Genomic DNA, 25,351 nt, shown 5'->3' on the forward strand with positions numbered 1-25,351 from the left:
TTTTCTCGTTAAAGAACATCCATTGACCCGTCAAGCCCGAACGTCACCGCTGGCCGTTTGCGCGGACTGTCAGTCGCCGTAGGGCACCCAGACGTTCTTGACCTCGACGGCACGGCGCAAGAAGGCGTCTCCCGCGGCGTCGCTCGACGTCCAGTCGAGGCTGCGGCCATTGCCGGTCCAGACGCGCTTGAGGTTGCCGATCGAGTCGGCTTCCGCCTTGGCGCAGGTCTCGGCATCGGCGAACACCCAGAGCCCGTCGACATCGTCGTGCTTGGCCAGCACGCCGGCAAGCTCGGCGCTGCGGCCGGTGACGATGTTGATGGCGCCGGCCGGAACGTCGGAATATTCGATGATTTGATAGAGATCGGTGGCAAGCAGCGGATATCTTTCCGAAGGCACCGCCACCACCGTGTTGGCCATGGCGAGCGCCGGAGCAACCAGCGAGATCAGGCCGAGTAGCGGCGCGCTGTCGGGCGCGACAATGCCCATGACGCCGACCGGCTCATGCAGCGCCAAAGTCACGGCGCGGGCAGGCGGCTGGTGCACACGGCCCTCGAACTTGTCGGCGAGGCCGGCATAAAGGAACAGTCGCTCGATCGACAGCTCGACCTCTGCACGCGCGTCCTTGGCGGCGGTGCCGGTAAGCTCCGTGAGGCGGGCGACGAATTCATCGGCACGGCCGGACAGGTTCTCGGCCAGGTAATAGAGCACCTGGCTGCGATTGTAGGCGGTCGCTTCCGGCCAGCCCTTGCAGGCGCGGGCAGCAGTGACGGCATCGCGGATGTCCTTGCGGTTGCCGAGACCGACCTCGCCGGCAAGCTTGCCCTTGGCGGTGGCAATGCCAAGCGAATAGTTGCCGTCCGGCCGGACCTGCTTGCCGCCGATGAACAGCTTTGCCGTGCGGTCGATGGCGTCGCCTTCCGATTGCTCGACAGGCTGCACGGAAGAAGTCGCCGGTTTGATCACAGGGCCGAGCGGCAGTTTCACAGACAGATATTCGAACATGCCCTCGCGGCCGCCTTCGCGGCCGAAGCCGCTCTCGCGATAGCCGCCGAAGCCGCAGGCGGCATCGAACATGTTGGTGCCGTTGACCCAGACGACGCCGGCCTTCAACTGCGGTGCGACATGCAGGGCAAGGTTGACGTTCTCGCTCCACACCGAGGCCGCCAGGCCGTAACGTGTGTTGTTGGCGAGCTCGATCGCTTCCTCGGTGTTGCGGAAGGTCATGGTGGCCAGCACCGGGCCGAACACCTCCTCCTGCGCCAGGATGTTAGCCGGAGAAACACCAGTCGCGAGCGTCGGCAAATGGTAACAGCCGGAGGCCGGCAGTGCGGCGTCCGGCTGCCAGCAGACTGCGCCCTGCTTTGCCCCTTCCGCGACCAGTCTCTTGACGCGCTCGAGCTGGGTCATGTCGACCAGCGGGCCGATATCGGTGTTCTTGTCGAGCGGGCTGCCGACGCGCAGCCGGCCCATCCTGGTCTTGACCTTGGCGATCAAGGCGTCGGCGATGCCTTCCTGCACCAGAAGGCGCGAGCCGGCGCAGCAGACCTGGCCCTGGTTGAACCAGATGCCGTCGACCAGTCCCTCGACGGCGCTGTCGAGATCGGCATCCTCGAAGACGACGAAGGCCGACTTGCCGCCGAGCTCCAGTGACAGTTTCTTGCCCGATCCTGCCGTGGCTTTCCGGATGATCTTGCCAACCTCGGACGAGCCGGTGAAGGCGATCTTCTGGATGCCTGGATGGTTGACGATGGCCGCACCGGCCTCCGGCCCGCCCTGGACGATGTTGACGACGCCCTTGGGCACGCCGGCGCGCTCGCAGATTTCGGCGAACAGGATGGCGGTGAGCGGGGTGAACTCGGCCGGCTTCAGCACCACCGTGCAGCCGGCGGAGAGTGCCGGCGCGATCTTCCAGGCCAACATCAGCAGCGGGAAGTTCCACGGGATGATCTGGCCGACGACGCCGACGCCCTTATGCTCGGGGAAATCCTTGTCCAGCGCCTGCGCCCAGCCGGCATGGTGGATGAAATGGCGGATGGCCAGCGGCACGTCGATGTCGCGGCTTTCGCGGATCGGCTTGCCGTTGTCGATCGATTCCAGCACCGCGAACAGGCGCTGATGGCGCTGCATGGCGCGGCCGATGGCATAGAGAACCTTGGCTCGGCTGTAGCCGGAAGTAGCACTCCATTTCGGCAGGGCCTTGGCGGCGGCCAAAACCGCGGCGTCGATATCGGCAGCACCGGCATCGGACACCTTGGCCAGCAGCTTGCCGGAGGAGGGATCACTGGTATCGAAGGTCTTGCCGCTGCCCGCCGCCTTCCACACGCCGCCGATGAACAGCGCCTTGCCGAAATCTCGCGCGGCAAGCCAGGCATCCGCCTCGTTGCGGGCCTCCGGCGCCGGGCCGTAATCCATGGCGTGATAGCGTTCGAGAATGTTCATCGGGCGTCTCCGCTAGGAGGAGGTTTTTGTGCGGCGCGGTGTAGCGCTCAAGCCATCGCGTGGCGATGGTTGGCCGAGTAATGGCCGGTCAGATGGTGTTCAAGCTGGCGCTCGATGTCGGTCAGCAAGCTCGAGGCGCCGAAGCGGAACAGGTCGGGCTCCAGCCATGGCCGGCCCAGCTCTTCCTTCATCAGCACCAGCCAGTCGAGCGAAACCTTGGCGGTGGAAATGCCGCCGGCCGGCTTGAAGCCGATGAGATAGCCGGTTTCCTCGAAATAGGCGCGGATGGCGCGCACCATCGCCAGGCCCACCGGCAGCGTCGCGTTGACGCTTTCCTTGCCGGTCGAGGTCTTGATGAAATCCGCGCCCGCCATCATCGCCACCATCGAGGCCAGCATGACGTTGCGCAGCGTGGCGAGATCGCCGGTGCCGAGAATGACCTTGAGATGCGCCTCGCCGCAGGCCTCGCGCATCGAAACGATCTCGTTGTAGAGTTCCTGCCATTTCGCCCCGAACACCAGGCCGCGCGGGATGACGACGTCGATCTCGTCGGCGCCGTCACGGACCGAGGCTTCGATCTCTTGCAGGCGCGTCGAAAGCGGCGCGAGACCGTGCGGAAAGGCGGTCGAAACGGCGGCGACATGGATGCCGGTGCCGCGCACCGCGTCGACGGCGGTGGCGACGAAGGGATGATAGACGCAGACCGCCGCCGGGCGGATGGTCTCGCCCGCTATGCCCAGGCCTTCGACGATGTCGCGGCGAAACGGATTGATCGCCTTGGCGCAGAGCCGGCGCACGCGTTCCTCGGTGTCATTGGAATTCAGCGTCGTCAGGTCCATGCAGGCGACGGCGCGCAGCAGCCAGGCCGCCTGGTTGTCGGCCTTGATCGAGCGCCGCTTGGTCAGGCTGGCGACGCGGCGCTCCAGCGCCGAGCGGTTGACGCTGCGCACCGATTCCATGAAGCCGAGATCGAGCCGCATGCCGGGATTGCGGGCAATGGCATGGTCCGGCAGTACGGGCGTGTTGGCGGCGGTGCGCGCCGGCAGCGGCGTGACCTTGGACGCGCCGGTGTCGGCTTCACGGATAGTGCTGCTCATCTCCTGCCCTCTTCATTCAGCGGCGTGCGCCGAAGATAGCCCGTGAAGGTGCGCTTCACGAGTCCTCAAGCGGCTCATAGCTGAAAAAGGCAGCGAAAGCAGCAGATTTTTGACCGTGCGGTCAAAAAACGCGTTCGGAGACTGACGCCGAAGCGTCGCGACGTCTCAACCGACGAAGGCGCGCTCGACGACGAAGCTCGACGGATGATGCAGCGAGCCTTCCTCGAAGCCCAGGCTTTCGGCCAGTTCCTTGACGTCCTTCAGCATGTGCATCGAGCCGCAGATCATGATGCGGTCGGTCTCGGGGTTGAGCTTGTCGATGCCTAGGTCGGAATAAAACTTGCCGGAGCCGATCAGCGCGGTGATGCGGCCCATGCGCGCCGACTCTTCGCGCGTCGTCGAATTGTAGAGGGTGACGCGGCCGCCGGTCAGGTCGCCGATCAGCGGGTCGTTCTCAAGTGCCGCCACCAGTTCCTGGCCGTAAACCAGCTCGGCGTTGTCGCGGCAGGTATGGGTCAGGATGACCTGTTCGAACTTCTCATAGGTGTCGGGATCGCGCAGCAGGCTGGCGAAGGGCGCGATGCCGGTGCCGGTCGAGATCATGAACAGCCGCTTTGCCGGGGTCAGCGCGTCGAGCACCAGCGTGCCGGTCGACTTCTGGCGCATGATGACGGTGTCGCCGACCTGGATCTTCTGCAACTCGGAGGTCAGCGGGCCGTCCGGCACCTTGATCGAGAAAAATTCTAGTTCGTCGTCCCAGGACGGGCTGGCGACCGAATAGGCGCGGTACACCGGCTTCTCGGCATTGGGCAGGCCAATCATGACAAACTCGCCGGAGCGGAAGCGCAGCGACTGCGGCCGGGTGATGCGGAACGAGAACAGGCGGTCGGTGTAGTGCTTCACCGAGACGACCGTTTCGGCATAGACATTGGCCGGAATCGGAAACTGCAGCGGCCGGGCGCCAGCGATATTGAACGCGGATGTGGTGTTCATCAAACCGAACCTTCTAGGACGCCGAGGCCAAACTCTCTCCTGCGCGCCCGAACCAGTCAGGTTCCGGCGTGCCCTTTGCACACTGCGAAGCGGTAAGCTCTTGTGTCCCGAATTTATTAGTATACAAATGATATTTGCGTCAAGAGACCAGCGTAAAACACCTTTCCAAACTGAGACATATCCGTAGTCCGGGCATTTCGGGTTTCGACAATGAAAGAGAATTTTTCGGCGTTGCCGGGCAATGTCGTCGCCGGCATCGATGTTGGCGGAACCTTTACCGACCTGCTTTTGATCGACGGCAAAGACGGCGGCCGGGTGCATATTGCCAAGACACCGACCACGGTCGACAACCAGGCTTTCGGCGTGGTTTCAGCACTTGGCGCCACCGGATTTCCCATCGACGGCATCGACCTCATCGTGCACGGCACGACTACCACGACCAACGCCGTGTTGGAGCGCCGGCTGGCGAAAACCGGCATGATCACCACGCGCGGCTTTCGCGACGTGATCGAGCTCGGCCGGCGCACCCGGCCGCAGCCCTATGGCATGACAGGAACTTTCGTGCCGGTCATTCCGCGCAATCTCAGGCTCGAAGTGTCGGAGCGGGTGGAGGCCTCTGGCGCGGTTCGCGTTCCGCTCGACGAAGCCGAGATGCGCACGGCCGTCTCACAGCTGATCGAGGCCGGCTGCGAATCCCTCGTCATCCACTTCCTGCATTCCTATGCCAATCCCGGACATGAGCGTCGCGCCGCCGAGATCGCCGCCGAACTCTGGCCGAACGGCTTCATCACCACGGGACATGCGCTGCTGTCGGAAGCGCGCGAGTTCGAACGCGGGGTGACGGCCTCGGTCAATGCCTCGGTGCAGCCGATCCTCGAGCGCTATGTCGAGAGGCTGCGCAAGGAGCTTGGGACGAAAGGCTACGCCCGCGATTTTTTGATTATGAACGGCAATGGTGGCATGATCTCGGCCCGTTTCGTTACCCGTGAATCGGCAAAGACCGTCATGTCGGGGCCGGCCTCCGGCGTCATCGCCGCCGCCTATACGGGCAAGCGTGCCGGCTTCGAAAACCTCGTCACCTACGACATGGGCGGCACGTCGACCGACGTGGCGCTGATCCGCAATGCGGAGCCGGCGGTGTCGAACGAGATCGAGATCGAATATGCGATGCCGATCCATGTGCCAATGGTGGCGGTGCACACGGTCGGTGCCGGCGGCGGCTCGATCGCCCGCGTCGATGCGGCGGGCCTGATCCAGATCGGCCCGGAAAGTGCCGGCGCCAATCCTGGCCCGATCTGCTACGGGCGCGGCGGCAGCGAGCCGACCATCACCGACGCCAACCTGGTGCTAGGGCGGCTGGCGCCGAAGAAATTGCTGGCGGTCGAAAACCCGGTAACTGTCGAGCGCGTTACCGGCATCTTCGAGGACCGGATCGGCAAGGCCACCGCGCTCTCCGGTGTCGAAGCGGCGGGCGCAGTGCTCAGGCTCGGCAACATGAAGATGGCCGGCGCTATCCGCATGGTCTCGGTGTCGCGCGGTCACGATCCGCGCGATTTTGCGCTGTTCGCCTTTGGCGGCGCCGGGCCGCTGCATGCGACAGCACTGGCGCGCGAGCTTGGCCTGCCCAAGGTACTGGTACCGGCGCGGCCCGGTATCACCAATGCGCTCGGCTGCGTGGTCGCCGATCTCCGGCACGACTTCGTCAACACCGTCAACCAGCCGGTGTCCGGCCTCGATGAAAGCCAGCTTCACGGAATATTGGAACGGCACCGGAACGAAGGCGAGGAGCTGATCGGCAAGGAAGCCGTGAAGCCGGAGACGATCCGCGTCACCCACTCCGCCGACATGCAGTTCGTCGGCCAGACCCACATCATCAATGTGTCGCTGCCGTCGTCTTCGGTCACACGTGAAATGCTGCAGCTTCTGTTCGAAAAGGCTTATTTCGCCCGCTTCAAGGTCGAACTGCCGGAGATCCGCGCCAATCTTGTCAACCTCAACACTTCGGTGACCGGTGTCAGGCCAGCAATCGATCTTTCTCGCCTGATCGACCCGGCCGGACGCGTAAAAACACTCGACGAGGCACGGCGCGAAATCCGGCCGGTCTGGTATGCCGGCGCCTGGCACGACACGCCTGTCTACGCACGCGAAAAACTGCCGCTCGATGCAGTGATAGAAGGTCCGGCGATCCTAGAGCAGATGGACGCCACCACGGTGCTCGAACCCGGCGACAGGGCGCGTTCGGACGCCGACGGTAACATCATCATCGACATCGGTGAGGCCTGATATGGCAAAGCTCGACACCATCACGCTTTCGGTGCTCCAGGCAGCCCTGCAGCAGGTCTGTGACGAGATGGACCTGACCTTCTCGCGTGCCGCCTTTTCGCCCGTCATCGCCGAAGCCAACGACCGCTCCGACGGCATCTATTCGGCGCTCGACGGTTCGCTGATCGCGCAAGGCTCGCAGGGCCTGCCGGTGTTCGTCGGGGTGATGCAATATTCGACCAAAACGGTGATCGAGATGATTGCCGACGGCCGCTGCCTGCCGCCGGAGCCTGGCGACATCTACATCGTCAACGACCCCTATCTCGGCGGCACGCATCTGATGGATGTCCGCTTCGCCATGCCGGTCTACAGGGGCGGAAAGATCTTCTGCTGGCTGTCGAACACCGGCCACTGGCCCGACATTGGCGGTTCGGTGCCGGGCGGCTTCTCGGCCTCGGCAACCGCCGTCGAGCAGGAAGGGCTGCGGCTGCCCCCGGTAAAACTGTTCAAGAAGGGCGTGCTCGACACGGAGATCTACGCCATCATCTGTTCCAACATCCGCGTCGCTGACCAGCGCATCGGCGATATACGGGCGCAGGCCGCGGCACTGCTGATCGGGCAGGACCGGCTCAACGGAATCCTCGATCGTTACGGCGATGAAACGGTTGTCGAGGCGATCGCCGAACTGCGCCGCCGCGCCGCCGAGCAGATGCGCGCCAACATCGCCGCCATACCCGACGGCACCTACCGTTCAAAAGCCTTCGTCGATTCCGACGGAGTGGTGAACGAGCCGCTGACCATCGCGCTCGCCGTCGAGAAGCAGGGCGACACGCTGACTTTCGACTTTGCCGGCTCATCAAAGCCCTGCGCCGGGCCGATGAACAGTGTCTTGGCGACGACCTTGTCGTCAGTCTATCTCGCCATGCGTCATATTTTCCCGGACGTGCCGATCAGCGCCGGCGCCTTCGAACCCCTCATCGTCAAGCGGCCGGAGGGCACTTTCCTCGACGCCAAATATCCGCGTCCGGTGTCGGGCTGCGCGGCCGAGGTTTCGCAGCGCATTGCCGAGGCAGTGTTCGCGGCCATGGTGCAGGCGCTGCCGGACAAGGTGACGGCGGCTCCGGCTGGCTCCAGCGGCAATTTCGCGCTTGGCGGCAACGACCCGGTGCGCGGGCGCGATTACGTCATGTACCAGATCTCCGGCGGCGGCTATGGCGGCAATGCCGGCCATGACGGCCTGACCAATGGCTGCTCGACCATCGGCATTTCCAAATCGCCGCCGGTCGAGATCATGGAGCAGGCTTTTCCGGTGCTCTATCGGCACTACGCCTTGCGCGAAGGCTCCGGTGGTGCCGGCAAGCAGCGCGGCGGTTTTGGGCTCGCCTATGAGGTCGAGATTTTGCGCGGTGACGCCCGCGCCTCCTTCGTCATGGACCACGGCCGCTTCGGCCCGCAAGGCGCGCTTGGCGGCAAGGACGGCGCGCCCAACACGGTGACAGTGTTCCGTGGCGGCGAGGCACATGTCCCGCCGCATCTCTCCAAGGAGCAGGATATCGCGCTCAAGGCCGGCGACCGCGTCCGCGTCGGCACGCCCGGCGGTGGCGGCTATGGCGATCCGCTCCAGCGCGAGGCGGATCTGGTGCTGAGAGATGTGGCGCTCGGCTATTACACGTCCAAGGAGGCCAGTGATAAGTTCGGCGTCACCTTGGCGGCGGACGGGCTGACTGTAGATCGGGTGGCAACCGAGAAGCGGCGCGCCGGCCAAAACCTCTCCAACTCATTCACGCCCTGATGAAACAGAATGGCGCCATCAAGGCGTGAATCTAAGCCGGCTTCAAATATCCAGATTGGCAACCGACAGTGCATTGTCCTGGATGAACTCGCGCCGGGGCTCGACCTCGTCGCCCATCAGCCGCGAGAACAGGCTGTCCGCGTCGGTGGCGTCATTGACCTTGACCTGCAGCAGCGAGCGCACATTCGGGTCGAGCGTGGTTTCCCAGAGCTGTTCGGCGTTCATCTCGCCAAGGCCCTTATAGCGCTGCATGGTCAGGCCCTTGCGGCCGGTCGCGAACACCGCGTTGAGCAGCGCCAGCGGTCCCGAAATGGTCTCGGAAACATCCTTGCGGCGCAGCACCGGCGGCGCGCCGTAGACTTCGGTCAGGCGCGGCGCATAGCGATCGAGCTGGCGGGCGTCGGCCGAATTGATCAGCCCGAGATCGAGCTGTGCGAATTCCTTGACGCTGCGCACCGTGCGCTCGAACACATAGCCGCCGACGCCTTCGTTCGAGGTCGACATACGGCCGGTCCAGCCGCGCTCCGTGTCCTCGGCGATGATGTCGAGGCGCTTGGCGACGCGGTCGGCCATTGCATTGGCACGGCCAAGATCGCCAAGCACATCCGGATTGAGCGCGCCGGCGATCGCCGCCTGCTCGACCACGCCACGATTGTAGCGCGTATGCAGGCCATTGATCAGCTGCCGCACCGCCAGCGCGTCGTCGATAGCGCTGCGCAGATCCTGTCCCGCCCGCACCTCGCCGGAACCCAGCGAAAGCGACGCCTCCTCCAGCCCTGAACCAATCAGGAACTCTTCGAACGCGCCTTCATCCTTGATATATTGCGAGCTCTTGCCGCGCGTCACTTTGTAGAGCGGCGGCTGGGCAATGTAGAGATGCCCGCGCTCGATCAGCTCCGGCATCTGCCGGAAGAAGAAGGTGAGCAGCAAGGTACGGATGTGGGCGCCGTCGACGTCGGCGTCGGTCATCAGGATGATCTTGTGGTAGCGCAATTTGTCGGCGTTAAACTCGTCCTTGCCGATCGAAGTGCCGAGCGCGGTGATCAGCGTGCCGATCATGTCGGAACCGAGCATGCGGTCGAAACGCGCCCGCTCGACATTGAGGATCTTGCCGCGCAGGGGCAGGATGGCCTGGTTCTGGCGCGAACGGCCGCCTTTGGCCGAGCCGCCGGCCGAGTCGCCCTCGACGATGAAGATTTCCGACTTCGCCGGGTCGCGTTCCTGGCAGTCCGCCAGCTTGCCGGGCAGCGAGGTGACGCCAAGCGAGCTCTTGCGGGTGATGTCGCGCGCCTTGCGCGCCGCTTCGCGCGCCGCGGCGGCCTGGATCACCTTCTCGATCACCACTTTGCCCTCGGTCGGGTGTTCTTCCAGCCAAGTGCCCAGGGCCTCGTTGACCAGCCCTTCCACCACCGGGCGAACCTCGGACGAGACCAGCTTGTCCTTGGTCTGCGAGGAGAATTTCGGGTCCGGAACCTTGACCGACAGCACCGCTGTCAACCCTTCGCGGCAATCATCGCCGATCAGCGAAACCTTCTCCTTCTTGGTCTGGCCGGAGGATTCGCCATAGCCGGTGATCTGGCGCGTCAGCGCACCGCGGAAGCCGGCCAGATGCGTGCCACCATCGCGTTGCGGGATGTTGTTGGTGAAGGCCAGCACGTTCTCGTGGTAGCTGTCGTTCCACCACATCGCCACCTCGACGGTGATGCCGTCGCGCTCGGCCTTGATGGCGATCGGCTTGTCGATCAGCGGTTTCTTCACGCGGTCGAGATATTTGACGAACTCCTCCAGTCCTCCGTCATAGTGCAGTTCGTGGCGCACGATGTCGGCATGGCGGGCATCGGTCAGGACGATACGCACGCCGGAGTTCAGGAAGGCCAGCTCGCGTAGCCGGTGCTCCAGCGTGCCGTAGTCGAACTCGACCATGGTGAAGGTCTCGGACGACGGGAAGAAAGTGATCTCGCTGCCGCTGCGTCCGTCATAGGTGCCGGCGGCCTTGTTCTGCTCGTAGCTGCCGGTGACCTTCAGCGGCGCGTCGGCATTGCCATGGGTGAAGCTCATCTCGAAGATCTGGCCGTTGCGGCGGATCCTGAGTTTCAGCCAGGCCGACAGCGCGTTGACCACCGAGACGCCGACGCCGTGCAGGCCGCCCGACACCTTGTAGGAATTCTGGTCGAATTTGCCGCCGGCATGCAGCTGCGTCATGATCACTTCGGCCGCCGAAATGCCTTCGCCGGTGTGGATATCGGTCGGAATGCCGCGGCCATTATCGATGACGGTGACCGATCCGTCGGGATTGAGCGTCACTGTGACGAGGTCGGCATGGCCCGCCAGCGCCTCGTCGATGGCGTTGTCGACCACCTCGTAGACCATGTGATGCAGTCCCGAGCCGTCATCGGTGTCGCCGATATACATGCCCGGCCGCTTGCGGACGGCATCCAACCCCTTCAAAACCTTGATGGAATCGGCGCCGTACTCGGCTTCCGCGCCATTGGCGCTTTCAGTCTGATCGCTCATGAAAACCTGTCTGATTGATGGCGCTGTCCCGGTGCCGGAAATTGGCTCCGAATCGCGCCGTTTTGATGTCCTAGATATAGGCGCAAAAGGCGGTTTTTCCAAGGTTTGCGAGCATTTCTGGGGCGGAAGAGCCGGCTATCAACGACCGGCTTCGGTCAGGCCTATTTCACGCGGGCCAATCGATCCTTGAGAAACTTGATCATGAACTTGTAGCGCGGCGCCAGCCGGCCGCTGCGGTCGAGTTCCAGTGTGATGTCCAGCGCCTCGGAAAGAACCGCCTTCGGGTTCTTGGCGACCTGGGCGTAGTCGATCATCGCAACCACCAGATCGCGCTGCCAGGTGGCGTTGTCGGGGTCGGATCTGGCAAGCTGCTGGCGGATGTCCAGGCAATCCTCGAATGCCTGCCGCGCACCCTTGATGTCGCGCTGCTTGACCTTGAGCATGCCTATCTCCGACAGCGTTATCGACAGGTCGCGCTGCCAGTCAAAATTGGCCGGGTCGAGCTTCGCCAGCCTGTCGACGATGACGAAACTGTCGAGATACAGCTTGAGCGCGCCCTTGCGGTCGCCCTGGATGGCAAGCACGCCGGCGACCTTTTCGACGCTGACCGAGAGATCGCGCTGCCACTCCGTGTTTTCGGGGTCGCCGTCCGCGAGCTGGCGAGCCTGCGCCAGCCCTTGTTGATAGGCTGCAAGCGCAGCCGGCCAATCCTCCTGATCCTTGAGCGCGTTGCCGATCTTGGTGTTGCCGACCGACAGATCGCGCTTCAGCTCGGTGTTATCGGGGTCGCGGCTGAGCAGCCCTTCGACGATCACCAGGCCTTCGCGGTAGGCGACAAGCGCGCCGGCGGCGTCGCCGCGCTCGCGCTTCAGGTCGCCGATCGTGTCGTGACTGACCGAGACGTCGCGCTGCCTTTGCGCGTCGTCAGGCGCCTTCGCGGCCAAGGCGAGGCGGATCTTCAGGCTTTCTTCAAAGGCCGCCTGCGCATTGTCCAGCTGTCCCGCGGCACGCGCAAGACGGGCAATCTCGTCATAGGAGATGGTCAGGTCACGCTGCAGCTCGGCGCGCTCCGGCTCGTTGGCGGCGAGCACCTTCTTGATCGACAGGCTTTCCTGGTAGACTTGTGAGGCGCCGGCCAGATCGCCGTTCGTCACCAGCACGTCGCCGATCTTATCGTCGTTCATGGCCAGATCGCCGAACCATTCCAGGCGGCCCGGTTCGGCCGAGGCCAACTCGTGCAGCATCGCGCGCGCCGCCTGGTAATTCTGCAAAGCAGCCGGCAGATCGCCTTGCGCCATCCTGATGTTGCCGAGCTTGGTGTGGCTGATGGCGAGATCGCGCCGCACGCCCGGGTCGGTTTCCTGCCGCGACCTCTGTTCGAGATTGGCCCGCAGCGCCTCGAAGGCGCGACCGGCGGCGGTGATGTTGCCAACGGTGGTGTAGAGTTTGCCCAGTTCGTCCTGGGTGCGGATCTGGCGGTCGAAATCGTCAGGCTCGAGCGCCGACGGCCCGGCCTCGCCATAGAGCGTCAGCACCGCCTCGTAATCCTTGATGGCGGCGGCATAGTTGAGGTCGGCGCGGGCCGCACCGCCCGACAGAAAGAGCGTCGCGGCTTCGGACAGAGTGCGACTGGCGAAGTTGGCCTTCAGCGCCTTGCGCGACACGCTGTCGATGCCGGCAGCCTCGGCGAGTTTTGCCCGCGCGGCGTCGAAAGCGCCGAGCGAAAGCTGCTCTTGCGCCTGCTGGCGCAACGCGCTCACCTGCGGATCGCTGGCGCCGAGAACCTTCATTTCGCTGCGCACCTTGACGAAGGCGTCGGCCGCCTCGCGCAACCTGGCGTTCAGGCTTTCCGCCGAAAGCTGGCTGGTATCGGCGCTGATCAGCGCGCCGTAGAGCGGCGCCAGCGGCATGTCGGCATCGCTGGCGATCTGCTCGACTTCGCCGCGCATTTGTGGTGTCACCTCGGCCATGGCCAGCAGCAGCCGTTCGCGCTCCGGCAACTGCTCCCTGGTGGATGTGGCAAAGAACAGTTGCGGCAGACCGCTCTCGATATAGGGAAGCTGTTTGCCGCGCGTCAGGTCGTAGACCTCCTGCTGCACCAGTGTCAGCACCGAGCGGATTTCGAGCCCGTCGGTGCCGAGATATTTCGCCAGCGCCGCGGTGAAGGGCGAGTTCTGGCCCGAGCCGTCGGCGGCCGTCTCGCCGGGCGCGGCGGAAAAGGCAAACAGGGTATTTTCCGCCTTCCCGATACGGCCGAGACCGGGCCGGACCTTGTCCGAGACATCCTTGGCCAGCGATGTCGCGCCACGGCCTTCGCCGGCGCTTGCCGTGAACGGATCGCTGCGGCAGGCATCGAGCACGATCAGCCCGACCTTGGCCGTAGCGGCGACGGCATCGCGCACCTCTTCCAGCGGCAGGCTGGTCCTTTTCAGCGCATCGAGCGAAGAGGCGTCGGCATCGACCGGCAGCAGCCGGTTGTCGCCGGAGATTTCGACGCCATGGCCGGAGAAATACACCAGCGCCACGTCGGCGCCCCTGGCATCCTCGCGAAAATCGTCGAGCGCGCGGCGCATGCGGCGCAGATCCCGGTTGGTCTCGAGCACAACCTCGAAGCCGAGCTTCTTCAGCGCAGCCTCCATCGCCTCGCCGTCATTGACGGGATTGGCCAGCGGCCGGATCAGACGGTAGTCGTCATCGGCGACGATCAGCGCCACGCGCCGCTCCGCCATGGCGGCGGCGACCGTCGACAGGATCAGCAATAGCGCAAACAGAAATCGCAAGTCGAACCGCCCCGGCCCGGTCAATGGCGGAGCATTTCATTTCTTTATGGCGTGAACAAGCCGGGTTGTTCTGCCGGCAAATGGGGCTTAGCCGGCACGCATCGGCTTCAGCGCCTGGCTCCAGCGCAACAACTCGTCGAGCATGGTCCTGGTGCCGCCAAGCACCTGCTCGCTGGGCTCGAAAGCGCCATCCTCATCGAGCAGCTTCTGATAGGCATGCAGCGCCACGCCCTCGGGGATCGGCATCACGCCGACCGAAGTCAGCAGCGGCTTGACCGCTTGCGCCGCGCGCAGACCACCGGAGACGCCGCCATAGCTGAAGATGGCGGCGGGTTTGTATTTCCACTCGCGAGAGAGATAGTCGACCGCGTTGACGATCGCGGGTGCCACGAAATAATTGTACTCCGGCGCCACGAAGACGAAGGCGTCGGCGGCGTCGATCGCCTTCGACCAGGCCTTGGTGTGATCCTTCTCATATTTGGCGAGCTTCGGATGGTGCGGCTCGTCCAGCAGCGGCAGGTTGAACGCGGCGATGTCGGTCAGGACGGGCTCGAACTTGCCGTGCTCGCGCGCAAAGCCATCCAGCCACTTGGCGAAAACCGGCCCGGTGCGGCCCGGTCGCGTGCTGCCGATGATGACGTTCAACCGGTGTTTCAAGGCGGGCTCCTGGAATGGCGGGATTGGGAGTGGCGGTATCTGTTGGTGACCGCCACCTAAGCCACGCGCTGCAAGGCGGCAAGAAGGCACGGCAAGGGGACCGGTCACATTCCGGAGAGCGGATGCTGGTGCTCTGCCGTTCGGCCACATGGACGCCGGCTTAGCCGCTCACTACATTGGGGTATCAGCGGAGCATCCCATGGACACGCAGCCCGCCCCTTTCGTTCCGCCCGCACCGAAGCCGCGCACGACGCCGCCTTCGACGCTGGAGATGATGCGCATCGTCTACCGCAATCCGCTCGAATTGTGGGGCGAGCACACCTACAACGAACCCTGGATCTCGGTGAACGGCGTTGGCGGACCATTGGTCGTCGCCAACGATCCCGGCCTCATCCGCCATGTGCTGGTCGATAATGCCAGGAACTACAAGATGGCGACGGTGCGCCAGATGATCCTGCGCCCGATCCTGCGCGACGGCCTGCTGACTGCCGAGGGCGAGGTGTGGAAGCGCTCGCGTAAGGCGATGGCGCCGGTGTTCACGCCGCGCCACATCTTCGGTTTTGCCCAACCGATGCTGAAGCGCACGCTGGACTTCGTCAGCCGCTACGAGGCTGGCGGCACCTCCGACATCGCCCACGACATGACGCTGCTCACCTACGATATCCTGGCTGAGACGCTGTTTTCCGGCGAGATATCGGGCGAGCCGGGGAGCCTCGCCAGGGAGATCGACCGCCTGTTCGAGACCATGGGCCGCGTCGATCCGCTCGACCTGCTGCGCGCACCCGAATGGCTGCCGCGCCTGACCCGCATCCGCGGCCGCAAGACGATGGCTTATTTCCGCAAGATAGTCACCGACACCGTCCGGATGCGCGAGGAGCGGCTGAAGCGCGATCCCGATGCCGTGCCGCAGGATTTCCTCACGCTTCTGCTCAAGGCCGAGGGGCCGGACGGGTTGACCCGCGCCGAGGTCGAGGACAACATCATCACCTTCATCGGAGCGGGCCACGAGACCACCGCCCGCGCCTTGGGCTGGACGATCTATTGCCTGGCCGAAGCGCCCTGGGAGCGCGAAAAGGTCGAACGCGAGATCGACGCAGTACTGGCGCGCGAGCCCGATCCGACGAAATGGCTCGATGCCATGCCGCTCACCCGCGCCGCCTTCGAAGAGGCGCTCAGGCTCTATCCGCCTGCGCCGTCGATCAATCGCGAGCCGATCGAGCCGGAGACCTGGAACGAGCTCTACATTCCCAGGCGCGCCGCGGTGCTGGTGATGCCGTGGGTCGTGCATCGCCACAGAAAACTGTGGGACAGGCCGGACGCCTTCATGCCCGAGCGTTTCCATCCAGGGAATCGTGAAAAAATCGACCGCTACCAGTATCTGCCGTTCGGTGCCGGCCCGCGCGTCTGCATCGGCGCCAGTTTCGCCATGCAGGAGGCGATCATCGCGCTGGCCATCATGCTGTCGCGCTTCCGCTTCGACACAACGCCTGAGACGAAGCCCTGGCCGGTGCAGAAGCTGACGACGCAGCCGCAAGGTGGCCTGCCGATGCAGGTCACCGCCAGACGCGCGTCATAGCCGGCCGAGCGAGCCCCTGCCGCTTAGGCTGCCGACTTGCGCTGGAACTGACCGGCGGCGCGGAAGCGCCAGAGGTAGCTTGGCAGGATCGTGCCGATCGACTGCGGCTGGATGCCGAGCGCGACAAGAGTCCTGCCTTCCTTGGCGGCGGCATCGGAAACGATGTTGTGCGAGCGCAGCTGCAGCACCTGGTCCTTGGTCAGCATTGGGTTGGGCAGCAGGCCGAGGATCGACGCCTGCATGTTCGCCACCCACCACGGCACCGGCAGCAAAATCCGCTTGCGCTCGATGACGGTGAGCAGTTCTTCCATGCATTCCTTGAAGGTGAGCACCTGCGGCCCGCCGAGCTCGTAGATCCGGCCGCCTTCGACCTTGCCCTCGACCGAGCGCGCCACCGCTTCGGCGACATCGCCGACATAGACCGGCTGGAACTTGGTCTGGCCGCCGCCAAGCAACGGCAGCACCGGCGAATAGCGCGCCATGCTGGCGAAGCGGTTGAAGAAGGCGTCCTCGGGTCCGAAATTGATCGACGGACGGAAGATGACGGCATCCGCGATCGTCTCCAGCACCGCCTTTTCGCCGAGCGCCTTGGTGCGCGCATAGTCGGATTGCGCGTTGAGGTCCGCTCCCAACGCCGAAATATGGGTGAGGCCTGCGCCAACCGAGCGCGCGGCTTCGGCGATGGCGCGGGAGCCGAACTCATGCACGGCGCCGAACTTCTGCCGGCCGCTCTCGTGCAGGATGGCGACCAGGTTGATGACATGGTCGGCGCCCTGCACGGCACGGTCGACCGACCAGCGCACGCGCACATTGGCCTGCACCGGCTGGATCTGACCGACATTGCCGAGCGGCTGCAGATGGCCGGCGAGATCGGGGCGGCGGACGGGCACCCTGATGCGGTAGCCGCGCCTGGCCAGCGCCCCAACGACATGGCGGCCGACAAAACCGGACCCGCCGAACACGACGACGAGCTTCGGGGTCTGCAGGATTTCGGTCATGGCTGGCTCCGGCGCTCGCAAGCTTGGCTGAAGCCGCTTCTTAATCCGTTTCGAGGCAAAGGCAAAGAGCGACCGGAGGTCGCTCGTGACCTTGTTTCAGAGCAATTCCAGGAAAAGTGTGAAGCGCTTTCCCGGGAAAAGCGCATAACGCTTTCCCTTGGGAATTGCGTTTAGACAGACCCGCCTCAGAACGCCTTGCCGATGCGCGCGTCGACCGAATGGCGGTTGCCGCCACGGATGACGAAGAAGAGCAGGATCGCCGCCCACAGCAGCGATTTTTCGGCGCCGGAAAAACCCTGGCCGACAGTGACCCAGTGGAACCAGACCGTAACCAGAAGCACGACCATCCCGGCGAAGGCAGCCGGGCGGGTGAGCAGGCCGATGGCGATGAAAATGCCGCCGAAGAATTCGGTGCAGGACAGAAGCAGCGACCAGAACGCGCCGGGATAGAAGCCGAGGCCCTCGACCATCTCGGCGGCGCCGAACGGATCGGTGATCTTCTGCGAGCCATGGATGGTTAGGAAGATGCCGGCGACGGCCCGCAGCATGGTTTCCGCGGCATTGTTCAGTGTGGCGTAGAGGCCGCCAAGGGCGGGAACGAAAAGGCTTTTGCTTGTGTTGTCGGTGGCTGCAGACAAGGCGGTCTCCTCTGGATTGCTGTCATCGGCAAACGCCCGATGGGGTCGGGCGGTGTCAAATAAACAAAAGTTGATCATCGTGCACATGTTTTTCTTGACAGCAGACAAAACGCAGAAAACCCCGCCGAAGCGGGGTTTTCCGGGTGACGTTCGTGTCGAAACCAGGGTCCAACGAGACGGCCTGACCTGAGACGGTATCAGCTTGGCGTGAGACGCCCGCCTCAGCCCTGGACGCATCCGACAGTAGGCACCGACCGGGCCCCCGACCCGGTCAGGCATTGGTTGCCGGGACGCACCAGAAGGTTCAGCGACGGACGCAAAAAAATCCACGCCTGAACACAGCCTCGCGGGAGAGGTCAGCTGTTTACTGATGGATAAGGATTTCAGGCCGAGTAGCGTTCGGCGAATTCGGAAATGCGCTGCACCACCGCCTTGGGGGCGTTTATGCCGCGCGCTTGCGCCTTCTCCGCCGCTTCGGCGCGGGCGCGTCCCGGCACGTGCACGCCATAGCGCCGCCGCAGCCGGTCGAGCTGGTCTTTCATGCGCTTCTCGAAATCCGGATCGAGCAGCTTCGGTTCGACCGCAAGGACGAACAGGCCGGTTCCCGGGCTGTCCGGCCCGCCGCTGAACCAGGGTGCGTCGAGCGACCAGTTAGCGCCCGAAAGGCCGGCCGCCAGCACCTCGACCATCAGCGCGATGTTGGCGCCGCGCTGGCCGCCGAAGGCCAGCATGGCGCCCTTCATGGCCGCCGCCGCATCGGTGGTCGGGTTGCCGCTGGCATCGAGCGCCCAGCCTTCGGGGATTTTCTTGCCGTCCTCGGCCGCCCTGCGGATGTTGACGAAGGCAGTGGCACTCGACGACTGGTCGATGACTAAAGGTGATCCGTCGGCGGCGGGTGCGGCAAACGACATCGGGTTGGTGCAGTAGACCGGCTTGACCGAGCCTGAACCGGCCAGCACCGCCGGCCCGTTGGTGGCGGCGAAGGACACCAGCCCAAGTGCAGCCAGCCGGCCGGTGAAATAGCCGAGCGCGCCGCACGTATAGGCGTTCTTCTGCGAGAAGATCGAGACGCCGAACAGTTTTGCGGCCTTGGCGAGATCGTCGATCGTGCGGTCAAAGCCGGTATGGGCAAGGCCGCCACGCGCGTCGGAAAGATAGACGGCGAGCGCTGGCCTGGTGATGACGGGGTCGGCATTGCCGTCGATGCGGCCGGCTTCGATGGCTTCCAGATAGTCGATGAAATGCGTCAGCCCGACCGAGACGAGCCCTTCTGCCTCGGCCGCGACGATCGAAGCGGCGAGCGACTGCGCTGCTTCCTCATTGGCGCCGGCGCCGAGCGCCGCCATCCGGCACAATCCGGTTGCCTGGTCGAGACTGAGTTGCATGGCGATTGCCTTAAGTGAGTAGTGAGTAGGGATTAGTGAGTGGTGGGAGCGACTGCCTGCGCACTACTGACTACTCACCAAAATCCTAACCGATCTTGTTCGGGATTCGCGCTTCGATCCGGCTGAAGGCGAAGACGAGAATGCCGGTGATCGCCATATAGATCAACGCCAGCAGCAGCAAGGGTTCATAGGTGAGATAGGTGTCCTGCCGCACCTTGGAGGAGACGGCGAAGATGTCGATGACGCTGATCGTCGCCACCAGCGGCGTCGACTTCAATTGCAGCACGGTTTCGCCGGTCAGCGTCGGCAGCGCCCGATAGATGGCCTGCGGCAGCCAGATGCGCCGGAAGATCTTCCAGCGGCTCATGCCGAACGCACGCGCTGCCTCCAACTGTCCTTTCGGCACGCCGGCAAAGGCGCCGCGCATCACTTCGCCCTCATAGCCGGCGAAGGACAGTGTCAGCGCCAAGACGCCATAAGGCCAGGCCTGACGGAGATAGGGCCACATCCAGGACTCGCGGATCCACGGGTACTGCGGAAACAGCGAGCCCAGCCCGTAATAGAGCAGCCAGAGCTGGATCAGCAGCGGCGTTCCTCTGATGACGGTGCAGAAAGCCTTGGCGGGGGCGGAGAACCAGAACGGGCCGGCGGCCTGCGCCAGCCCGAGCGGCACGGCGAGCAGGAAGCCCAGGAAGCAGGTGACGGCCAGAATCCACAGCGACCGCCAGATACCGACCAGGCCCATCTGGTAGTATTGCGGCAGCCAGTCCCAGCGCATGAAGAAGGCGGCGCCGAGGACCAGCGCCAGGGCGATCAGGATCAGCACGATGCGATGCGGCTGCAGCCACAGCGATGTACGCGCGGCAACGTTGATGACGGTCGCTTCGCCGGCCATCAACGTGCCTCCTTGACCGAAGGCATGCCGCGCCGCGACCAGGCCTCGACGCGGCCGAGGATCAGGTTGGAAAACAGCGACAGCATGAGATAGAGCGCGCCCGCCGCGACATAGAAGGTGAAATAGGCTTTGGTAACGCCCGCCGCCTGCCGCGTTGCCAGCGCGAGTTCGAAAAAGCCGACGACTGCCAGCAGGGCGGTGTCCTTGGTGGCGATCAGCCAGAGATTGGCAAGGCCGGGTATGGCGAACGGCAGCATCGCCGGCAATGTGATGCGCCGCAGCAGCAGGCCGGGAGACATGCCGTACGCGCGGGCAGCTTCAATTTGGCCCTGCGGAATGGCAAGGATCGCGCCGCGAATGACCTCGGTCGAATAGGCGCCCTGGACGAAGCCCAGCACCGCAATACCGGCCACAAGCCCGCTGATGTCGATGCGCTGATAGCCCATCGCCGTCAGCAGCTGGTTTATCAGGTCGGTGCCGGCGTAGTAGAGCAGCAGGATCAGCACAAGTTCCGGCACGGCGCGCACCACGGTCGTGTAGACGGCGAGGAGATCGCGCACCACTGGGCCGCCATAGAGCTTGCCATAGGCGCCGCACGTACCGATCAGCAGGCCGAGGCACGTTGCGCCGACCGCGATCTCTATCGAATGAAGCAGACCGAGCAACAGAGTCCCGCCCCAGCCGGGCGGCACGGGCGAGAGGAGCTCGATGATGCCGGCCGCCGAGGCCGGAAGAAGTGCGTCGATCAGCTTCGCCCCCGAATGGCTGGCGCCAGGACTGCTGGAGTTTTCCGCCAGCAGCAAGCTTGGATGGACTGGTCTCGACCAAACCATGCGGAATGGGCAGCACTCCGCATGGTTGTTCGCTCAACTGCGGGTCGTCAGTTCGACTGGCTGTCTTCGCCGTAGATGTCGAAATCGAAGTACTTCTTCGAGATCTCCTCATACTTGCCGTTGGCGCGGATGGCCTTGATGCCGGCGTTGAGCTTGTCCTTCAGCTCGGTGTCTTCCTTGCGGATGCCGGCGCCGACGCCGGGTCCGAGAACCTCGACATCCGGAGCCACCATGCCCTTCAGGTCGCAGCACCCCTTGCCCTGGTCGGACTTGAGGAACTCGCCGAGTGCGATCGAATCGGCCTGCACCGCGTCGACACGGCCGGCTGCGAGGTCCTGATTGGCCTCGTCCTGGGTCTGGTATTCCTTGATTTCCGCTGCACCGGTGAAGTGCTTCTTGGCGTAGACGGCATGCACGGTCGACACCTGCACCCCGATGACCTTGCCCTTGAGGTCATCCGGCGTGGCGCCGAACTTCTGGTCCTTCGGTCCGATGATGGCGGTCGGCGTGTTGTAATATTTGTCGGAGAAGTCGATCGTCTTCTTGCGCTCCTCGGTGATCGACATCGAGCTGGCGATGACGTCGATCTTCTTGGTGGTCAGCGCCGGGATGATGCCGTCCCAGGCGACGGGGGTGATGACACACTCGAGCTTTTCTTCAGCGCAGACGGCGTCGATGAAATCGATCTCCCAGCCGACCCATTTGCCCGAAGCGTCAGGCGACGTGAAAGGCGGATAGGGCTCGGCGGCGACGCCGATCTTGACCGGATCGGCCTTGGCCACGCCCATGGCGGCGACGCCGAGCAGCAGCGCTGCGGCGAATGTCTTCAGAACAGTCTTCATGTCAGAACTCCCAGTTTGTTATTGGTTCCCGGTTCTTCGCCCGCTTTCGGTCTGGATCTAGCCGATGTTGCGGATGAATTGTTTGAGCCTTTCGGATTTGGGCGCACCGAAGATCTGCTCCGGCGGTCCTTCTTCCTCGACCAGCCCGTTGTAGAGGTAGACGACATGCGTCGCGACCTCGCGGGCAAACTTCATCTCATGGGTAACCAGCACCATGGTGCGGCCTTCGCGCGCCAGGTCGCCGATCACCTTCAGCACCTCGCCGACCAGTTCCGGATCGAGCGCCGAGGTCGGTTCGTCGAACAGCATGACGCGCGGATTGATCGCCAGCGCCCGGGCGATCGCCGCGCGCTGCTGCTGTCCCCCAGACAGATAGGCCGGATAGACGTCGCGCTTTTCGGCGAGGCCGACTCGGGCAAGCAGCTTTTCAGCCTGGGCGATCGCCTCGTCGCGCTTGACGCCGAGCACGTGCACCGGAACCTCGATGACGTTCTCGATCAGCGTCATGTGGCTCCACAGGTTGAAGTTCTGGAACACCATGCCCAGCTTGGAGCGGATGCGCTCGATCTGCCTACGGTCGGCGGGAATGGTGTGGCCGTGGCTGTCGGCCTTCAGCTTGATCTCCTCGCCATTGACGCGGATGATGCCGCTGGTTGGATTTTCCAGGCAGTTGATGCAGCGCAAAAGCGTCGACTTGCCGGAGCCTGAACCGCCGATGATGGCGATGACCTCACCGTCGCGCGCCGACAGCGAAACGCCCTTCAGCACATGCAGTTCGCCGAATTTCTTGTGCAGGTTCTCGACATGGATGGCTTCGGCAGCGCCGTCCTGCGCGGTATGTTTCAGTGCGGGAGCCGTAGCCGACGCCATTACGCTTTTGGTGCTCCGCGGAGCCGCCGGAGCCGTCGCTGCTGAAATCTTTTACCCATTACCCGTCACGAAACAGAAGTTTCCTTTCGCAAGATGGACCGTTCCGCTTGCATCCGTCAACCATGGTTTTTGGACCATTGATCACAGCCTGTTGTGGTGGTTAGTGGCGCAACGGACGTTTCAGGGAGAAGTTGGTGGGCAAAACATTCGGGTCGCAGTCCATGGCCGGGCAGCTTGAGCGCGTACTGATGCGCTCCGCCGCCAGCGCCATGCGCAATGCCAGGGCTTCGGAATGGCACTATGGCCCGGGCTTCGATCCGCAAAAGGCCGCCGCCCAGCACGAGGCGCTGACCAGGCTGGTGGCGGGCTCGGGCGCCGAGATCGAATGGCTGACCGACGCCGATGACGGGCTGGCCGATTCCGTCTTCACCCACGACCCTTCGCTGATGACTGACCATGGCGCCATCATCCTGGCCATGGGCAAAACGCTACGCCGGACTGAACCGGCTTTGCACGAAGCTGCCTACAGTCGCATGGGCATTCCCATCCTTGGCTGCATCGAAAGCCCCGGCCAGGTAGAGGGCGGCGACTGTGTCTGGGTGGACAAAACCACGCTCGCCGTAGGCCGCGGCGTGCGCACCAACCAGGATGGCATCCAGCAGCTTGCGAACCTGCTTTCGCCAAAGGGCATCCATGTCTATGGCTTCGACCTGCCGCTCTGGCACGGCGAGGAAGCCTGCCTGCATCTGATGTCGGTGATCAGCCCGCTGGCCGACGATCTGGCACTGGTCTACGCGCCGCTCCTGCCGGCGGCCTTCTACCAGATGCTGCGCGCCCGCGGCATTCGCCTGGTCGAGGGCGACGCCGACGAATTCTTCGCCTCCAACGGGCTCAGCCTCAACGTGCTGCCGACCGCGCCGCGCCAGGTGATCGCGGTCGCCGGTTTTCCGAAGACCGCAGCCGCCATGCAGGCTGCCCGCTGCACGGTCTCGACTTTCGAGGCGGATGCGCTGTGCATCGCCTGCGAGGGCGGCCCGACCTGCCTCACGCGTCCGGTGCTCAGACAATGACCACGATCGGCGAAGCGCTCATCACCTTGCTCGAGGCCCATGGCGTCGACACCGTCTTCGGCATTCCAGGCGTCCATACGGTCGAACTCTATCGCGGCCTGGCGCGCTCGAATATCCGCCATGTCACGCCGCGTCACGAGCAGGGCGCCGGCTTCATGGCCGACGGCTATGCCCGCGCCAGCGGTAGGCCGGGCGTCGCCTTCGTCATCACCGGGCCGGGGCTGACCAACACCATCACCGCCATGGGGCAGGCGCGCGCCGATTCGGTGCCGATGCTGGTGATCTCGGGCGTCAACGCCATGCCGACGCTCGGCAAGGGTCTTGGCCATCTGCACGAACTGCCCGACCAGCGCGGCATGATGGAGAAGGTGGCGCTGTTCTCGCACCGCGTCACCGAGGCCGGCGAACTGCCCGGCGTACTCGCCCGCGCCTTCGCCCTGTTTTCGTCCTCGCGTCCGGGCCCGGTTCACATCGAGATCCCGACCGATGTCATGGTCAAGCCGGGCGACGGCATCGAAGCCTTGCTGAGCAATGCCGCGCCGCCGGTTCCCGACGCGGCGGCGATAGAGGAGGCGGCCAGGCTTTGCGCGGCCGCCCGCCGTCCGCTCATCCTCGCCGGCGGCGGCGCCAGGCGGGCCGAGGCGCCGTTGCGGCGGCTGGCCGAAAGGCTCGGCGCGCCGGTCGTCGAGACCGCCAATGCACGCGGCCTGCTGCATCGTCATCCGCTTTGCGTGCCGGCAGGCCCCAGCCTGAAGGCGGTGCGGGCGCTGATGGCGGAGGCCGATCTGGTCATTGCGGCCGGCACCGAATTCGGTCCGACCGAATATGACGGTTATAGCGATGGCGGTTTTGTCCTGCCCGCCAATCTGATCCGCATCGACATCGGCGCCGACCAGCTGGCGCGCCGCCCGGCCACCGTCGCCATCCAGGCCGACTGCGCCGAGGCGATCGAAGCCATGCTGGCTCGGCTTGGCGATGTGCCGGCTGCATCGGCCGACGGCCCGGCCCGCGCGGCCGCTGCCCGGCAGGCCGCCCTTGCCGAGCTCGGCCCGGCCATGCAGGCGCAAATGCGCGCGGTCGAAGTGATCCGCGATGCCTTGCCTGGATCGATCATCGTCGGCGATTCCACACAGCCGATCTACGCCGCCAACCTTTACTATGACCATGACCGACCGGGTGGCTGGTTCAATGCCGCCACCGGCTTCGGCGCTCTGGGCTTTGGCCCGCCGGCGGCGATCGGCGCCGCCCTTGCCGTGCCTGAGGCGCCGGTGGTCTGCCTCACCGGCGATGGCGGTTTCCAATTCACCTTGCCGGAACTGGGCGCCGCACTCGATGCGGATGCGCCGGTCATTTTCGTCGTCTGGAACAATCGCGGCTATCGCGAGATCGAGACCTCCATGCTCGACGTCGGCGTCGAGCCGGTCGGTGTGTCGCCGGCGCCGCCGGATTTCTGCAAGCTGGCCGAGGCCTATGGCATTGCCGCCGAAAGGCTTGCCGGCGTCGGCGGGCTGGCGGATGCGCTGAGGCGCGCACGCGCCACCGGGCTGCCCTACGTCATCGAAATCACCGTCGACTGAATTTTGGCCGGGCAATTTGCGTTATGCATCAGCCTGGCGAGGCCTCCGTCTGGCCGGCGGCCCGAGCGATGCAAAGACGCGACCCAGCCATGTCGATATTTCAGTTGAGTGATCGAGCGAAAGGCGCGAC

18 protein-coding genes are annotated in these 25,351 nt (G+C 64.5%); 5 read left to right on the forward strand and 13 right to left on the reverse strand.

Features of this window, described 5'->3' with window-relative positions:
* Positions 1-69: 69 nt before the first annotated feature.
* The 3 genes from D3227_RS01470 to D3227_RS01480 all read right to left on the reverse strand — a co-directional run bounded on the left by D3227_RS01470 (position 70) and on the right by D3227_RS01480 (position 4,532).
* Positions 70-2,442 carry an aldehyde dehydrogenase family protein gene (locus D3227_RS01470; RefSeq protein WP_120011907.1) on the reverse strand — a complete coding sequence of 791 codons (2,373 nt, stop codon included), beginning with the start codon at positions 2,440-2,442 and terminating at the stop codon, positions 70-72.
* 47 nt (positions 2,443-2,489) lie between these two features.
* Entirely contained in the window at positions 2,490-3,539 is a 1,050-nt protein-coding gene (gene deoC / locus D3227_RS01475) for a deoxyribose-phosphate aldolase (protein WP_120011908.1), read from the reverse strand.
* A gap of 165 nt (positions 3,540-3,704) precedes the next feature.
* Entirely contained in the window at positions 3,705-4,532 is an 828-nt protein-coding gene (locus D3227_RS01480; RefSeq protein WP_120011909.1) for a ferredoxin--NADP reductase, read from the reverse strand.
* A 210-nt stretch (positions 4,533-4,742) separates the two neighbouring features.
* Between D3227_RS01480 and D3227_RS01485 the strand changes: the two genes are divergently transcribed.
* Positions 4,743-6,815 carry a hydantoinase/oxoprolinase family protein gene (locus tag D3227_RS01485; RefSeq protein ID WP_120011910.1) on the forward strand — a complete coding sequence of 691 codons (2,073 nt, stop codon included), beginning with the start codon at positions 4,743-4,745 and terminating at the stop codon, positions 6,813-6,815.
* A 1-nt stretch (position 6,816) separates the two neighbouring features.
* A complete protein-coding gene (locus D3227_RS01490; RefSeq protein WP_120011911.1) occupies positions 6,817-8,586 on the forward strand; it encodes a hydantoinase B/oxoprolinase family protein in 1,770 nt (589 codons plus the stop codon).
* A gap of 42 nt (positions 8,587-8,628) precedes the next feature.
* Here D3227_RS01490 and gyrB read toward each other — a convergent pair whose 3' ends face one another.
* From gyrB to D3227_RS01505, 3 genes are all read right to left on the reverse strand, one after another.
* Positions 8,629-11,100 carry a DNA topoisomerase (ATP-hydrolyzing) subunit B gene (gene gyrB, locus D3227_RS01495; RefSeq protein WP_120011912.1) on the reverse strand — a complete coding sequence of 824 codons (2,472 nt, stop codon included), beginning with the start codon at positions 11,098-11,100 and terminating at the stop codon, positions 8,629-8,631.
* 161 nt (positions 11,101-11,261) lie between these two features.
* Positions 11,262-13,880 carry a caspase family protein gene (locus tag D3227_RS01500; RefSeq protein ID WP_120011913.1) on the reverse strand — a complete coding sequence of 873 codons (2,619 nt, stop codon included), beginning with the start codon at positions 13,878-13,880 and terminating at the stop codon, positions 11,262-11,264.
* 87 nt (positions 13,881-13,967) lie between these two features.
* Positions 13,968-14,537: an NADPH-dependent FMN reductase gene (locus D3227_RS01505; RefSeq protein ID WP_120011914.1), complete on the reverse strand. Its 570-nt coding sequence runs from the start codon at positions 14,535-14,537 to the stop codon at positions 13,968-13,970.
* Positions 14,538-14,736: 199 nt separating this feature from the next.
* Here D3227_RS01505 and D3227_RS01510 point away from each other — a divergent pair, with 199 nt between their 5' ends.
* Positions 14,737-16,113, forward strand: coding sequence for a cytochrome P450 (locus D3227_RS01510; RefSeq protein ID WP_120011915.1), 1,377 nt, complete (start codon positions 14,737-14,739; stop codon positions 16,111-16,113).
* Positions 16,114-16,136: 23 nt separating this feature from the next.
* Here D3227_RS01510 and D3227_RS01515 read toward each other — a convergent pair whose 3' ends face one another.
* From D3227_RS01515 to D3227_RS01545, 7 genes are all read right to left on the reverse strand, one after another.
* Positions 16,137-17,111: a complex I NDUFA9 subunit family protein gene (locus D3227_RS01515; protein ID WP_120011916.1), complete on the reverse strand. Its 975-nt coding sequence runs from the start codon at positions 17,109-17,111 to the stop codon at positions 16,137-16,139.
* 185 nt (positions 17,112-17,296) lie between these two features.
* Positions 17,297-17,749, reverse strand: a complete 453-nt coding sequence (locus D3227_RS01520; protein ID WP_120012202.1) for a DoxX family protein — start codon at positions 17,747-17,749, stop codon at positions 17,297-17,299.
* Positions 17,750-18,132: 383 nt separating this feature from the next.
* Positions 18,133-19,134 (reverse strand): Ldh family oxidoreductase, encoded by a 1,002-nt coding sequence (locus D3227_RS01525; RefSeq protein ID WP_120011917.1) that lies wholly within the window; start codon positions 19,132-19,134, stop codon positions 18,133-18,135.
* Positions 19,135-19,219: 85 nt separating this feature from the next.
* A complete protein-coding gene (locus tag D3227_RS01530; RefSeq protein ID WP_120011918.1) occupies positions 19,220-20,029 on the reverse strand; it encodes an ABC transporter permease in 810 nt (269 codons plus the stop codon).
* The gene (locus tag D3227_RS01535; protein ID WP_120012204.1) at positions 20,029-20,694 is read right to left on the reverse strand and encodes an ABC transporter permease; all 666 of its coding nucleotides are present in this window, start codon (positions 20,692-20,694) and stop codon (positions 20,029-20,031) included. The genes D3227_RS01530 and D3227_RS01535 overlap by 1 nt, the downstream gene beginning before the upstream one ends.
* 215 nt (positions 20,695-20,909) lie before the next feature.
* Positions 20,910-21,704 carry a transporter substrate-binding domain-containing protein gene (locus D3227_RS01540; RefSeq protein ID WP_120011919.1) on the reverse strand — a complete coding sequence of 265 codons (795 nt, stop codon included), beginning with the start codon at positions 21,702-21,704 and terminating at the stop codon, positions 20,910-20,912.
* A gap of 57 nt (positions 21,705-21,761) precedes the next feature.
* Positions 21,762-22,574, reverse strand: a complete 813-nt coding sequence (locus D3227_RS01545) for an ABC transporter ATP-binding protein (RefSeq protein WP_120011920.1) — start codon at positions 22,572-22,574, stop codon at positions 21,762-21,764.
* A gap of 221 nt (positions 22,575-22,795) precedes the next feature.
* Between D3227_RS01545 and D3227_RS01550 the strand changes: the two genes are divergently transcribed.
* Both D3227_RS01550 and D3227_RS01555 read left to right on the forward strand, forming a co-directional pair.
* The gene (locus D3227_RS01550) at positions 22,796-23,644 is read left to right on the forward strand and encodes a dimethylarginine dimethylaminohydrolase family protein (RefSeq protein ID WP_120011921.1); all 849 of its coding nucleotides are present in this window, start codon (positions 22,796-22,798) and stop codon (positions 23,642-23,644) included.
* The gene (locus D3227_RS01555; RefSeq protein WP_120011922.1) at positions 23,641-25,221 is read left to right on the forward strand and encodes a 5-guanidino-2-oxopentanoate decarboxylase; all 1,581 of its coding nucleotides are present in this window, start codon (positions 23,641-23,643) and stop codon (positions 25,219-25,221) included. Before D3227_RS01550 ends, D3227_RS01555 begins: the two co-directional genes overlap by 4 nt.
* Positions 25,222-25,351: the final 130 nt, after the last annotated feature.

The organism is Mesorhizobium waimense (assembly GCF_003601975.1).
Lineage (GTDB): Bacteria > Pseudomonadota > Alphaproteobacteria > Rhizobiales > Rhizobiaceae > Mesorhizobium > Mesorhizobium waimense.

What these genes read in the sequence shown, in the direction of transcription:
- D3227_RS01480 (WP_120011909.1), bottom strand. Translation starts at nt 4,532, where the DNA reads ATGAACACCACATCCGCGTTCAATATCGCTGGCGCCCGGCCGCTGCAG.
- D3227_RS01550 (WP_120011921.1), top strand. Translation starts at nt 22,796, where the DNA reads ATGGCCGGGCAGCTTGAGCGCGTACTGATGCGCTCCGCCGCCAGCGCC.
- deoC (WP_120011908.1), bottom strand. Translation starts at nt 3,539, where the DNA reads ATGAGCAGCACTATCCGTGAAGCCGACACCGGCGCGTCCAAGGTCACG.
- D3227_RS01485 (WP_120011910.1), top strand. Translation starts at nt 4,743, where the DNA reads ATGAAAGAGAATTTTTCGGCGTTGCCGGGCAATGTCGTCGCCGGCATC.
- D3227_RS01545 (WP_120011920.1), bottom strand. Translation starts at nt 22,574, where the DNA reads ATGGCGTCGGCTACGGCTCCCGCACTGAAACATACCGCGCAGGACGGC.
- D3227_RS01515 (WP_120011916.1), bottom strand. Translation starts at nt 17,111, where the DNA reads ATGACCGAAATCCTGCAGACCCCGAAGCTCGTCGTCGTGTTCGGCGGG.
- D3227_RS01470 (WP_120011907.1), bottom strand. Translation starts at nt 2,442, where the DNA reads ATGAACATTCTCGAACGCTATCACGCCATGGATTACGGCCCGGCGCCG.
- D3227_RS01555 (WP_120011922.1), top strand. Translation starts at nt 23,641, where the DNA reads ATGACCACGATCGGCGAAGCGCTCATCACCTTGCTCGAGGCCCATGGC.
- D3227_RS01490 (WP_120011911.1), top strand. Translation starts at nt 6,817, where the DNA reads ATGGCAAAGCTCGACACCATCACGCTTTCGGTGCTCCAGGCAGCCCTG.
- D3227_RS01510 (WP_120011915.1), top strand. Translation starts at nt 14,737, where the DNA reads ATGGACACGCAGCCCGCCCCTTTCGTTCCGCCCGCACCGAAGCCGCGC.
- D3227_RS01530 (WP_120011918.1), bottom strand. Translation starts at nt 20,029, where the DNA reads ATGGCCGGCGAAGCGACCGTCATCAACGTTGCCGCGCGTACATCGCTG.
- gyrB (WP_120011912.1), bottom strand. Translation starts at nt 11,100, where the DNA reads ATGAGCGATCAGACTGAAAGCGCCAATGGCGCGGAAGCCGAGTACGGC.
- D3227_RS01525 (WP_120011917.1), bottom strand. Translation starts at nt 19,134, where the DNA reads ATGCAACTCAGTCTCGACCAGGCAACCGGATTGTGCCGGATGGCGGCG.
- D3227_RS01540 (WP_120011919.1), bottom strand. Translation starts at nt 21,704, where the DNA reads ATGAAGACTGTTCTGAAGACATTCGCCGCAGCGCTGCTGCTCGGCGTC.